The sequence below is a fragment of the Burkholderia crassaminum genome, assembly GCF_964265005.1.
GTDB lineage: Bacteria > Pseudomonadota > Gammaproteobacteria > Burkholderiales > Burkholderiaceae > Burkholderia.
Map to the genome: position 1 here is coordinate 1,723,543 of NZ_OZ183800.1, position 12,514 is coordinate 1,736,056.

Annotated in this window: 9 protein-coding genes; all 9 read right to left on the bottom strand. The window is 69.7% G+C overall.

The window, feature by feature from the left end:
- Position 1 precedes the first annotated feature (1 nt).
- On the bottom strand, positions 2-550 hold the full coding sequence (tssE, locus tag ACPTTF_RS24745) for a type VI secretion system baseplate subunit TssE (protein WP_166952545.1): 549 nt from the start codon (positions 548-550) through the stop codon (positions 2-4).
- A gap of 16 nt (positions 551-566) precedes the next feature.
- Positions 567-1,058, bottom strand: coding sequence for an Hcp family type VI secretion system effector (locus tag ACPTTF_RS24750; protein ID WP_027791618.1), 492 nt, complete (start codon positions 1,056-1,058; stop codon positions 567-569).
- A gap of 71 nt (positions 1,059-1,129) precedes the next feature.
- Positions 1,130-2,638, bottom strand: a complete 1,509-nt coding sequence (gene tssC / locus ACPTTF_RS24755) for a type VI secretion system contractile sheath large subunit (RefSeq protein ID WP_166952548.1) — start codon at positions 2,636-2,638, stop codon at positions 1,130-1,132.
- On the bottom strand, positions 2,631-3,185 hold the full coding sequence (gene tssB, locus ACPTTF_RS24760; protein WP_423368613.1) for a type VI secretion system contractile sheath small subunit: 555 nt from the start codon (positions 3,183-3,185) through the stop codon (positions 2,631-2,633). The genes tssC and tssB overlap by 8 nt, the downstream gene beginning before the upstream one ends.
- 79 nt (positions 3,186-3,264) lie before the next feature.
- Positions 3,265-4,314: a type VI secretion system protein TssA gene (tssA, locus tag ACPTTF_RS24765; RefSeq protein WP_423369871.1), complete on the bottom strand. Its 1,050-nt coding sequence runs from the start codon at positions 4,312-4,314 to the stop codon at positions 3,265-3,267.
- Between the two features lie 52 nt (positions 4,315-4,366).
- Positions 4,367-6,811, bottom strand: a complete 2,445-nt coding sequence (locus tag ACPTTF_RS24770) for a protein kinase domain-containing protein (RefSeq protein ID WP_423391183.1) — start codon at positions 6,809-6,811, stop codon at positions 4,367-4,369.
- Positions 6,812-6,883: 72 nt separating this feature from the next.
- A complete protein-coding gene (gene tagF, locus ACPTTF_RS24775) occupies positions 6,884-7,579 on the bottom strand; it encodes a type VI secretion system-associated protein TagF (RefSeq protein WP_423368615.1) in 696 nt (231 codons plus the stop codon).
- Positions 7,561-11,187 (bottom strand): type VI secretion system membrane subunit TssM, encoded by a 3,627-nt coding sequence (tssM, locus tag ACPTTF_RS24780; protein WP_423368616.1) that lies wholly within the window; start codon positions 11,185-11,187, stop codon positions 7,561-7,563. The genes tagF and tssM overlap by 19 nt, the downstream gene beginning before the upstream one ends.
- 1 nt (position 11,188) lies before the next feature.
- On the bottom strand, positions 11,189-12,511 hold the full coding sequence (locus ACPTTF_RS24785) for a DotU family type VI secretion system protein (protein WP_423368617.1): 1,323 nt from the start codon (positions 12,509-12,511) through the stop codon (positions 11,189-11,191).
- Positions 12,512-12,514 lie beyond the last annotated feature (3 nt).

Below are 12,514 nucleotides of genomic sequence, written 5' to 3' on the forward strand. Positions count from 1 at the left end.
GTCAGGCCCCCGCCACGGATTGCAGCGACATCGCGCCCGTCTCGAGATCGAGGTCGGAGCGCAGCACGAATTCGAGCGGATGCGGGATCGACCACAGCGTGCCGCGGATCTCGAACAGCAACACGTTGTGGCGCCGTTCGCCGGCGCGGCCGCCGGGCGCATCGATGACGCTGCGGACATCGACGCTGTCGGGCGCGATGCGCGGCTCGAAGCGGACGATCGCGTCGCGGATCGATGCCTCGACCGACATCCGCTCGACGCCCGACATCGGCTTGCCGACGAGCGGCCGCATCCCGTAGTTGAGCACCGACGCCTGCGCGTGCGCGAACGCCGACCAGTCGACGAAGCCGTCCTCGGCGTTGCGTGTATTGAGCAGCCACGCAAGATCGCGCAGCACGGCCGCGCGCAGGCGTTCGGTGCCGATCCACTGCGCACCGGGCGCTTCGCTCGCTCGCTGCGGCGTGTCGTCGGTGAGCCGATCGAGCAGCGCGGGCTGGAGCCGGTCGCGCAGGCTGCCCTCCCGGCCGTCGCGGGTTCGCGGGTCGTCCATGGTCATCTCCGCGCGGTCACATCTCGGTGTTTTCCTTGATGTTCCAGCCGACGGTCACCTCCGCGCCCTTGCCGCCGTTGTCGTTCTGCTGCCAGTACTGCTTCTTCACCTTCGCGGCCTGGAAGCCGTAGTGCATCATCAGCCGGTCGGCGACGTCGCCCGGATCGATGCCCGCGACCTGCGCGGACGTGACGAGTACCTCCTGCAGCGTCACGCGCATGAACTCGACCTGCGTGCCGCCCGTCTTGCACGCGGAGATCTCGACCGACGAAAGATGCTTGCCGTTCGCGCAGTTCTTGATGATCGCGGGCGCGCCCTTGTCCATGTACGCGGCGACGACAAGGTCGTTGAAGCTCGCCTTGCCCGCGTTGCCGCCGCTGCCGCTCGCCATCGCGCCCGGCTGGCTCGCGCCCCACGTGAACGACTGGATGTCGGTCCAGCCCTTGTGCTGCGCGTCCGCCGATTCGCCGGTCACGCCGTCCACCTTCATAAACATTGCCACGCCCATTGCCGTCTCCGTTTCAGTGCGATGTCAGGATGAATGCCGCGTTGAATGCCGATCGTCGTGTGCTCCGCCGCTCACTCGTTGGCCGCCTTCGCGGTCGGCAGCCGCGAAATGAGCCGCAGCGACACGGTGAGCCCTTCGAGCTGGTAGTGCGGGCGCAGGAAGAATTTCGACGTGTAGTAGCCGGGGTTGTCCTCGACCGCGTCGACGACCACCTGCGCGGCTGCGAGCGGTTTGCGCGCCTTGGTTTCCTGCGACGAGTTGATGGGGTCGCCGTCGACGTAGTTCATGATCCAGTCGTTCAGCCAGCGCTCCATGTCGTCGCGTTCGCGGAACGAGCCGATCTTGTCGCGCACGATGCACTTCAGGTAATGCGCGAAGCGGCAGCACGCGAACAGGTACGGCAGGCGGCCGGACAGGCGTGCGTTCGCGGTCGCGTCGGGATCGTGGTACTCGGCCGGCTGGTACAGCGACTGCGCGCCGATGAACGCCGCGAAATCCGAGTTCTTCCGGTGTACGAACGGCATGAAGCCATTTTTCGCGAGCTCGGCCTCGCGGCGGTCGCTGATCGCGATCTCGGTCGGGCATTTCTGGTCGACGCCGCCGTCGTCGGTCGGGAACGTGTGGCTCGGCAGCCCTTCGACCGCCCCGCCCGATTCGACGCCGCGGATCGACGAGCACCAGCCGTACTGCTTGAACGAGCGGTTGATGTTCGCGGCCATCGCGTACGCCGAGTTCGCCCACGTGTAGCGGTCGTGGTTCGCCGCGTCGGTGTCTTCCTCGAAGTCGAATTCGTCAACCGGATTGGTGCGCGCGCCGTACGGCAGCCGCGCGAGAAAGCGCGGCATCGCGAGCCCGATGTAGCGCGAATCCTCCGACTGCCGCAGGCTGCGCCACGCCGCATATTCGGTGTTCTGGAAGATCTTCGTCAGGTCGCGCGGGTTCGACAGTTCCTGCCACGAATCCATCTGCATCAGCTCCGGCGACGCGCCGGCGATGAACGGTGCATGCGCGGCCGCCGCAATCTTCGACAACTCGCCGAGCATCTCGACATCGGGCGGGCTGTGGTTGAAATGGAAATCGCCGACGAGGCAGCCGAACGGCTCGCCGCCGAACTGCCCGTATTCCTCTTCGTAGATCTTGCGGAACAGCGGGCTCTGGTCCCACGCGACGCCCTTGTAGCGTTTCAGCATCCGCGCGACCTCGTTGCGCGACGCCGGCAGTGCCTTGATCTTCAGCAGCTCGTCGGTCTCGGTGTGCGTGACGAGGTAATGCAGCCCGCGCCACGCGCCTTCGAGCGTCTGGAACTCGTTGTGATGCAGGATCTGGTTGATCTGCTCGGACAGCTTGCGGTCGATCTCCGCGATGATCTGCTTGACGCTGCCGTACGCATCGGTCGTCATGCCGGTCGAGTGTTCGAGCGCCTGCTGCGCGAGCGTGCGCACCGCGCGCTCGACCGACTCGCGCGCCTCGGCGGTCTTCGGCTTGAACTCCTTCTGCAGCAGCGCGGCGAACGCGTCGTGCGCGATCTCGGGCTGCGCGGCCTCGCGCGCGTCGGTGCGGGATTGGGCGGGCTCATTCATCGCGGGTCTCCGGTTCGGTCGCGACGCCGCCCTGCCGTTGCGCGTGCGGTTCGCGCACGAGCGTCTTCAGCAGGTCGGGATCGTTGATCGCGCGCTCGATCAACTGCTCGGCGCCGTGTTTGCCGTCCATGTACGACAGCAGGTTCGACAGCTCGGTGCGCGCCTCCAGCAGCCGGCGCAGCGCGTCGACGTTGCGCGCGATCGCGGCCGGCGAGAAATCGTCGATCTGCTCGAACGTCATGTCGACGTTGAGCATCCCTTCGCCCGTCAGCGTGTTCGGCACCTGGAACGCGACGCGCGGCGCGACCGATTTCATCCGCTCGTCGAAGTTGTCGACATCGATCTCGAGAAACTTGCGCTCCGGCAGGTCCGGCAGCGGCTCGGCACGCTTGCCCGCCAGGTCCGAAATCACGCCCATCACGAACGGCAACTGCACCTTGCGTTCGGCGCCGTAGGTCTCGACGTCGTACTCGATCTGCACGCGCGGCGCCCGATTGCGCGCGATGAACTTCTGTCCGCTGCCCGCCGCCTTGGTTCTGTCCGTCATCGTCCACTCCTTCACATCGATCAGGTTGCGCAGTCCGTCGCCGCCTGCATGGCGGCGCCTTTCGTTGGTTCCGTTTGGTTCATTCGCTCCGCTCTCCGCTCAGCAGGTCCAGCTTCGCCAGGCTCTCCGGCGCGAGATCGCGGATGATTTCGTAGAAGTCGAGCGCGAGCAGCCGCTGGGCGCGCCGCAGCAGCAGCGGCGCTGGATGGCTCGGCTCGTGCTGCTCGAAATAGCGGCACATCTTGTCGAGACCGATGCGCACGTCGTCGCGGCTCGTGAGCTCGGCATCGCGCCATGCGTGCGCGTTCGGCATCGCCGCCGGCGCGATCGGTGCGGGGCCGGCCTGCGATGCGTCGCCGGGAACGGCCTGCTGCATGGCGGGGGAGAACGGTTGCGGCTCGGGCAGCGGTACTTCGCGCACGATCCGCTGCAGCGCCTTCTCCGCATCGCCTTCGTCGGGTGCCCATTCGCGGCCCAACTGGTCCGTCACGCACACGCGGATCGCATTCAGCGCGTGCAGTGCCGCGCGCGCCGCGTCGAGCGGCGTCGTGCCGTCACTGCTTGCGGCCGACAGCGCGACCAGCAGGCTTTCGCGGTTTCCGGCCACGGGATTGCCGGTGTCGTCGCGGCCGTCGAGCAGCCGTTCGGCGTCGCGCACGCTCGGCCCGCCTTCGAACAGCGGCTGGCGGCGCGCCGCGCGCGCGCAGTCGTGCGCGCCGGCCACGTCGGCGAGCGCGTTCATCCGTGGCGTCGGGTCCGCTTCGCCGTCCGCGTCGAGCCGCGGATGCAGGGCTTCCCAGCGGCGCTCGAGCAGGTTCGCGACGAGCGCGAGCGCATCCGCATAGCCCGGAATGCCGTGCTGCTCGGTCCAGCTTCGCGCGAGACAGGCGATCACACGCAGGTCCTTCGTGCGCGCGGACAGCGCAAGCGCGAGCCGCTCGACCGCACGCCAGTCGGGCGCTTCGGCCGGGATCACGGTGTCGCCGTATTGCTGCTCGGCGCGCGGCGTCGCACGCTCCTGCAACTGCAGGAACTCGGCGTCGTATTCGAGGTTCGCGCCGCACGGCGCATCGGGCGCGACATCCGCGAGTAGCTGGCCGATCAGGCCGGCGCGCGGTGTCGCCGGCATGCCGGGGGGCACCGCGGACAATGCGGCGGCGGCCAGCGCCGCCTGGCTGACGTCATTCGAATGCATAGTCGATGTTGACCGGTTTGCTGCCGAAGTCGATCGCCACGGTGCGGTGCAACGGCGGCAGCGTGCCGTTGCGGATTTCGATCACGTAGACGCCTGGTGTCAGCGATACCGAACGCAGCGGCGGGCTCGCGCCGCGCCGCGCGCCGTTCACGTAGACGTCGCCCCATGGCCGCACGTTGAAACGCACCTGCACGGTTTCCTGCGCCTTCGGCGGACGCGGCTGTTGCTCGGCAGGCAGCACGTTCACGGCGGCGATGGCCGTCTGGCTTTCCGGCGGCTTCGGCGCCGGGGATGGTGTCGAAAGCGGCGCTGCGGCGGCTTCCGACGGCGGTACGTTGACGACGCGCTCCGACGCGTCGAGGCTGCCGGCGGGCGCGATGGCGGAACGGGAGCCGGCCGGCGGCGGGGCCGTGTTCGTCACGGTGGTCTCAACCTGCGGTGCGGGCGCGGCGGCCCCGACGTCGGGCGCGCTGGCAGGCTCGGCGGCGACGGGCGGCGGCACCTGCGCGGACGATCCGGCCGGCAGGCTGGACGGCGGCACGACGGTCGGTGTCGGCCCCTGCTGGGCCAGCGCGGCAGCCGGCGTGTTCGCGGGCGGCGTCGTGCCGGCCTGCGGCGTGCTCGCGACGGGCGCGGGTTCGTCGGGCACGCGGGCGGGACGCGACAGGTAGGTCGCGGCGAGGCCGACGGCGATCAGCACGACGGCCGCGCTACCAGCGTAGACAGGCAGCCGGCGCTTGCGCGATCCGGCGGGTGCCTGGCCGCGTTGGGCGCCGGTCGGCACGGACGCACCACCTGATGACGATGCGGCGGGATACGGCGCGGTCGTACTGGCAGCGCTGGCACCAGCACCAGCACCAGCACCAGCACCAGCACCAGCACCAGCACCAGCAGCCGCGGACGCGTTCGCATTGCCGGAATCTGCTGCACCACGCGCACCGATGTCCGTGTCGGTACTTGCGGATCGCATACCGGCTTCGTCGTGGGAGTCAGTTCGTGCAGCGGCCGTTTCTGTCGCGCGTTCGACGTTTCCATTCGGTGCATCGGATTCAACCGGTTTCGCAGTCGGCTGGGGCCCATGTGATGCAGACGCTGCGAGCGTCCCCGCAGCCGCCATGGCGGCGCCTTGCGTGGCCGCGTTGAACGTTGAAGACGCCTCATCGGCTTCAAGCTTGGTGCCGGACACACCAGACGATGCGGATGCCGTGTCCGTGGGCGTCGACACATGGCTCGCACCTGCCTGAATCGGCGGCCGACCACCCGGCACAGCGCTGCCCGAAGCAGCCCCGCCCGCGCCGGTCGAAGTCGCGGCGACAGCCGACGCGGCCCCAGCCCCAGCCCCGGCCCCGGCCCCAGCCCCGGCCCCAGCCCCAGCCCCGGCCCCAGCCCCAGCCCCGGCAGAAGCCTCCCCTTTCCTTTCCCCGCCCCTGCCCGCATCGCTCACGCGCGGCACGGCGGCCGCGCCATACCCGCCACCCGTCCGGTCGAAATCCCGCAACCCGAGCTCCGCCGCGAATGCCGCGACCGATTCGGGTCGGTCCGGAATCCGCAACTGCAGCGCATGGTCGACGGCCGCGAGAAAGGCCGGGCTGTACACCTCGCCGGCCGGCAGCTCACGCGACGCGAGTGGCCGGTAGGTGTCCTTGATGCTGCGCACGACGGCCGCGGGCGGCAACTCGCCGGTGATCATCGCGTGCATCACCGCGCCGAGCGCATAGAGATCCGTCCAGGGCCCCTGGCTGAACGCGGGATCGTCGGTGTACTGCTCGATCGGCGCGTAACCGGGCTTGATCATCATCGCGCCGTCGTCGACCAGATCGCCGATCCGTTTGCGCGCCGCACCGAAGTCGAGCAGGATCGCGCTGCCGTTCGGGCGGATCAGCACGTTGTCGAGCGCGACGTCGCGATGGAAGCATTGCGCGCGATGCAGCGTGTCGAGCGCGCCGAGCAGCGCGCCGACGATGTGGCGCAACTGCGTCTCGCTGATCCGCATCCCGCCGTCGAGCAGCTGCTTGAGCGTGCGCCCTTCGTAGAACGGCATCACCATGTACGCAGTGCCGTGGCTTTCCCAGAAGTGCAGGACCTTGACGAGCCCCGGATGGTCGAATTGCGCGAGCAGGCGCGCCTCGTTGAGGAACGCGCCGCGCCCTGCGTCGAAGGCCTGCGCGAACCGCTCGGAGCGCAGCGACACCGTATAGTCGCCGCCGCGCGTGGCCAGCATCGACGGCATGTACTCCTTGATCGCGACCGCGCGCCGCAACGTGCGGTCGAACGCGCGATAGACGATCCCGAAGCCGCCGATGCCCAGCACCTCGTCGAGCTGCAGTTCGCCCAGGCGATGGCCGAGCGGCAGCGGCCGCACCGTGAATTCGGATGCGTCGCCGCGTGTCGCCGTGTCGTGCTCGTTGTCTCTCGATCCAGCGTCCTTCATCTCCACCACCTCTCGAAACCGCGTCCTTTCCGCCCGCCGCGCCCGGCGGCCCGCCGTCCTTCAGCCAGGCCGCTAGCCGCCGCCGAACAGCGTCAGGAACAGCGCGTTGTCGGGCGAGCCCGTGTGCGCGTGGGTGCGCAGCGGCGATCCGTCCGCGCGGTTGGTCCACCAGAAGCTGGTGCCGCCATGCGGGTCGAAGTAACCGGACAGCCCCGGCCACGCGGCCGGTGCCGGCCGCTCCGGCAGCGGCGTCGGCGTGCCGTCGGCGAGGTCCGCGTGGTTGTCGTGACCCGGCGCGAGCCGCACGCGTTCGAGGGTCCGCTCGAGATCGCCCGGCGCGCGCGCATGGCGGATCGCGTCGAGCAGCGCCTGGCCGACCTCCCAGTAGAACGTGTCGGCGGCGTCCGGCAGCCCGCTCCAGTAATCGGCCGCGCGCATCGGCAGCGTGACGATCACCGGGTAGTAGCGCCCCACGCGGTCGCAGCTCGGCGCGAGGCAGCCCGGCTGCACGCACGACGCGCCGGCGCCTGCCGGGATCAGGAAATTCCAGACCGGCGCGACCGTGTAATGGCGCTCGATCTCGTCCGCGCCGCGCTGGCGCATCGCGGCCATTCCCTGCTGGAGCCAGCGCTCCCACCACAGCGCGAGCGCATGCGGCAGCCGGCTGTTCACGAAGTCGCCGGCGCCGGGAATCTTCCCGTACCAGGCCGGCGCATCGCCGTCGGTACGCGTGAACGGCGGTGTCGGGCTCATGGCTTCGGAGGGCATGTAAAGGACTCCATCTGGGGCAGCCTGAACGGGTTGCGGACACTGCCCGCATTCACTTGCAGCACGATCGGTTTGCCGTCGACCGTGAAGCGCGCAATCATCTGGTCGGAGCCGCGCCCGGCCGATACGCCCGCGCGGTCGAACAGCCGGTGCAGCGCCCACGGCCCGTCGGTCGTGAAGCCGTCGGTCGTGCCGGCCTGCCCCGACACCTGCAGCCGCACCTGGTTGCTGCCGCGCGGGCCCGGCCAGTCCACCGCGCTCTGCACGAGCGGGCCATGCGCGTAGCGGACGATCTGCCCGTCGACGTCGAGCACCATCTCCGTGATCGACGGGTCCATGTCGAGCGGCTGGACCTGCACCTTCAACTGCGCGGTGCGGGCACCGCCGCCGAAATAGACGTCGCGGATCACCGCGGCCTTCTCGAACGACGCGAGCATCGCGGCCGCCGACGGATCGGCATCGGCATTGCGGTTCGCGAAGCGCCACGGGTGCGACGTCGTATCGACGATCGACTGCAGGTTCTTCTGGAAGAAGTCGTCCATCAGGCCGCCGGGCGCGAACATCTGCGCGAAATCCGCCGGCGCGACGTCACGCGACGAGCCGCGTGCGAACGGATAACGCCCCGCGATCGCCTGCCGGCAGAAGTCGCCCACATTCGCGCCGGCCCGCGTCGCGACGCTGCGCTGTTCGACGGTCGCCACGCTGCCGTTCGCGACGTTCGACAGGTCGTCGAGCACTTCGCGGAACGGCGTCGGCAGACGGCCGGCCTGGGCGCGCAGCTTGGCAGGCGCGTCGGACGGCGGCGGCTGTGCGCCGCTCCGCAGCGCGTCGTCGGTGGCCGTCAGGTACGTGTACAGCGCATCGATCGACTTCAGCACCTCATTGAACGCCTGGGCCTGGTCGCCGCTGCCCGGCGCGAACGTGCGCAGCCCGGCGAAGTGGCTGTCGACGATCTGCTCGGGGCTCGCGGGCGCCGCCGCGGACGCGTTCGCATCGCTGCCCTGGCTCGCGAAGATCTGCGACAGCGAGCTGCGCGCCTCGTCGACCTTGTCCTGCGCGCGCCCGGCGAGATTGCGCGCCCCGCCCGGCGCATCGCCGAGCGCCGTGTCGCGGGCGAGCGCGACCATCAGCCGCGTGAGCGGCGAATCGGCGGACGACAGCGCGCGCGCCACCTGGATGCTCTGCGCGAGCGTCGCGGTGCGCTGCAGCTTGATGTCTGCGAGATAGTCATCCCAGATCTTCAGGTAGTCGTTCAGGTACAGCTGGCGGATATCGCGCGCCCACGCGGCCGCGTCGTTCGGCCCGGGAATCTCGGAGAGCCCGAGGTTCAGCACCCACACTTCCTCGCGCCCGTACGCGTCGACCTCGCTGGCCAGGCGCGGCGCGAACACGTTGCGATAGCCGTTGCGCGTATAGAGGCCCGGCACGCCTTCCGACAGCGGCTTGCCGCCCTGGCGGCGGAACACCAGCGACGCGTCGGGGCCGACTGCCCGCGCGACGCTGAAGTCGAACGCGGAAGTGGCCGGCCGCAGCGTGAGCGTGAGCTGCCGGTACAGCCGCTGCGAGAACGGCACCTGCCGCAGCCGGTCGCGCACGTCGGCCACGAGCCGCTCGTTCATCGGATACGGTGACACCGCGACGCGATTGCCGAACAGCGCGGCGAGATGCGCGCGCAGCGCGGTGCGTTCGGCCGGCGAGAAATCGGGCGGCAGCGCGCGTTCCATTTCGAGATCGACGACGGCCTGCACGAAGGCCGGATCGTAGTGCGCGCTGTCGTACAGCATCAGGTACGCCTTCAGCGCCGCATACGCGAATTCGGTCTCGTCGGGCCGCGCGTCGCGCAGCGCGGCCTCCATCCGGCTCGCGGCGATCGGCAGCAGCACGTCTTCGAGTGCGCGCCGGTACACGGCGTCGACGGCTTCGTCGATCTTCTCTCCCTGGAACAGCCCCCACCGGTACGCGAGCGGCGGATGCTGCAGGTCGACGCCGCCGGTATTCGCGAGGCCGCCGAGTGCGTCGAGCACGGGCAGCAGGCGGGCGACGTCGGCCGCGTCGGAGAATTTCGCCCCGGCGATCTGCGCATCGACGGCCGGCACGCGCGCGGCGATCTGGTCGAGATATGCGCGATTGTTCGAATAGCTGCGCAGCCACGCGGCCAGCACGGCCACGCATGCCAGCGCGAGCAGCACGTAGCCGGCGATCTGCAGCACGCGCCGCTTCTGATGCCAGCGCAGGTCGCTGCCGGCGAGCGCGGCCTCGCGGAAGATGTGTTCCTGCAGCAGCGACTTCAGGAAGAAGCTGCGGCCGGTCGAGCCGACCTGCGCGACCGGCGGCACGCCCTCGATCTTCAGGAAGCGCTTGATGCCGCTCATCACGCGATCGAACGCGGTGCCCTCCTGCGTACCGCTCGTCAGGTAGACGCCGCGCAGCATCGGCATCGGCTCGTAACTCGATACGGAAAACACCTCGGCGACGAACTGGCCGAGCATGTCCTGCAGGTCGGCGATCTGCTGCGGCAACAAGTACGTCATCTCGCGCTGGCGCGCGTCGGTCTGCGCGGCGAGCAGTTCGGGCAGCCCGTCGTTCAGCCGCTGGTGCAGCAACCGGTATTCGCGGTCGAACGCCGCGCGCAGGTCGAAACCCGGCGCCTCGCTTTGCGCGAGCGGGAACGTGAAACCCCACACCTGCGCGCATTCCGTGCGGCCGTAGCTGCTGAAATACTCGGCGAAGCCCGCGAGCAGGTCGGCCTTCGTCACGAGCAGGTACACGGGAAAGCGGATGCCGAGCTGCGCGCGCAGTTCGAGCAGCCGCTTGCGCAGCACCATCGCGTGCTGTGTGCGTTCGGTCTCCGACGCGCCGAGCAGGTCGGCGACGCTGATCGTCAGCATCGCGCCGTTCAGCGGCTGGCGCGTACGGTATCTCTTCAGCAGGTCGACGAAGCCTTTCCACTCGGCTTCATCGAGTGCACGGTTGCCCTCGTGCGTCGTATAGCGGCCGGCCGTGTCGATCAGTACCGCGTCGTTCGTGAACCACCAGTCGCAATGCCGCGTGCCGCCCACACCGCGAATCGCCGCGCGGCCGAACTGCTCGGCGAGCGGAAAGCTGAGCCCGGAATTCACGAGCGCGGTGGTCTTGCCCGAGCCCGGCGCGCCGATAAATACGTACCACGGCAACTGATACAGATACTGGCGCGACATCCGGTCGAACCAGCGCGGCAGGCCCTTGCGCACGGTGTCGGCCTGCCCGAAGCGAACCTTCTTCAGCAGCGTTGCGGCTTCATCGAAGCGGCTGCGCAACTCGTCGAGCTGCGCTTTTGCCGGATCGTCGGCGGTGGCGGGCCCGGGCGCCGCTTCGCGCAGCTGGTTCAGCAACTGCGCATTGAGCCGGCCGGCGCGCCAGCTGCGCCACGCGACACGCGCGCCCCACACGATGAACAGCACCGCGATCGTCAGCCCGCGCGCCCAGCCGCTTTCGAGCGGCCGGACTTCGGCGAACGCGAACAGCGGGCCCGCGAGCCACACGAAGCATGCGAGCACGACGAGACCCGCGAAGGTCCAGATCTCCCGCGACGGCAATGGCCGGACGAAACGCGCGACAGCCTGGTTCATATCAGTTGGCCCCCTGCGTTGCGCTCGCACCGACGGCGGCACTGCCGGGCGCCGGCAGCAGCGTGATCTCGACGCGCCGGTTCAGCGCGCGGTTCGCGGGCGAATCGTTCGGCGCGACCGGATCGAGCGTGCCGCGCCCTTCCGCCGCGAGCCGTTCCGGATGGTCGAGCCGCGCGGCGATCATGCCGCGCACGGCTTCCGCACGTTCGCGCGACAGATCCCAGTTCGACGCGAAGCGCGCCGTATGCACGGGCGTGTCGTCCGTATAGCCGGTCACGCGCACGTTGCCGGGCACCTTGTTCAGCGCATCGGCCACGCGGGCGAGCACCGGCACGTAGCGGTCGATCACCGACGTCGAGCCGGACTTGAACAACCCGTCGCCGCGCAGCACGATCACGCTGCGATCGGCGTCGTCGCGCACCGATACGAGGCCGGCCGCGATCTCCGGTTCCAGGAACTTCGCGATGCGCGGCGCCGGCGCCGGGCGCGGCGGCGCTTGCGCGGGCTGCAGCTTCGGCACGTGCAGCGCGTCGATCGACGCGAACAGCCGGTCCGAATGCCCGGCGAGCGCGATCCGCAGCCCGACGAACACGCCGAAGCCGATCAGCAGCGCGAGCACCAGGCACACCCACAGCGGCACGACGAACCGGCGCGCAACGTCGCGCGTGACGATGTCGCGCCAGTGCGGCGACAGCGCCGGTTCGAATTCGCCGCGCACGGAACGGATCGTCAACGCGAGCTGGTGGCGCAGCGCGTCGAGCTGTGCGTGACCGTTGTCGAGCACGCGATAGCGGCCCTCGAAGCCGAGCGCGAGACAGAAATACAGCAGCTCGAGCAGGTCGAGATGCTGGCGCGGCTGCTGCGACAGGCGTTCGAGCAGGTGGAAGAATTTCTCTCCGCCCCAGGTCTCGTTGTGGAACGACACGAGCAGGCTGTGCGACGACCACACGCTGCCGCCCCAAGGCGTCAGCGCGGCCGCCTCGTCGAGCGCCGTGCACAGGCAGTAGCGCGCGCCGATGATCGCTTCCGACGGCACGCCGGCCTCCTGCGCGCGTGCCTCGAACTGCCGGATCTCGACGACGAGATGCTCGCGCAGCCACGCCGGATTCGGGTGATGGACGGTCGAGCGGATCTGCGGCACGAGGTTGAGCAAGGGATTCGCCGCCGCGACGAGCGGGTTCGTGCCGCTCGCGGCCCAGCGCCCGGGGCGCGGCTGCGTCGCGGTCGGGCCGGCCGCGCCCGCCGCGGCCGGATGCATGCCGCCCGGATTCGGCGGCACGAAACCGCCTGCGCCGGGGGAGATCGAATCGGAGGTGGAATTCATCGC

Bases quoted from the DNA above. Each gene is read 5' to 3' on its own strand.
- ACPTTF_RS24770 (WP_423391183.1), bottom strand. From the start codon at position 6,811: ATGAAGGACGCTGGATCGAGAGACAACGAGCACGACACGGCGACACGC.
- tssC (WP_166952548.1), bottom strand. From the start codon at position 2,638: ATGAATGAGCCCGCCCAATCCCGCACCGACGCGCGCGAGGCCGCGCAG.
- tssE (WP_166952545.1), bottom strand. From the start codon at position 550: ATGGACGACCCGCGAACCCGCGACGGCCGGGAGGGCAGCCTGCGCGAC.
- ACPTTF_RS24785 (WP_423368617.1), bottom strand. From the start codon at position 12,511: ATGAATTCCACCTCCGATTCGATCTCCCCCGGCGCAGGCGGTTTCGTG.
- tssB (WP_423368613.1), bottom strand. From the start codon at position 3,185: ATGACGGACAGAACCAAGGCGGCGGGCAGCGGACAGAAGTTCATCGCG.
- tssA (WP_423369871.1), bottom strand. From the start codon at position 4,314: ATGCCGGCGACACCGCGCGCCGGCCTGATCGGCCAGCTACTCGCGGAT.
- ACPTTF_RS24750 (WP_027791618.1), bottom strand. From the start codon at position 1,058: ATGGGCGTGGCAATGTTTATGAAGGTGGACGGCGTGACCGGCGAATCG.
- tssM (WP_423368616.1), bottom strand. From the start codon at position 11,187: ATGAACCAGGCTGTCGCGCGTTTCGTCCGGCCATTGCCGTCGCGGGAG.
- tagF (WP_423368615.1), bottom strand. From the start codon at position 7,579: ATGCCCTCCGAAGCCATGAGCCCGACACCGCCGTTCACGCGTACCGAC.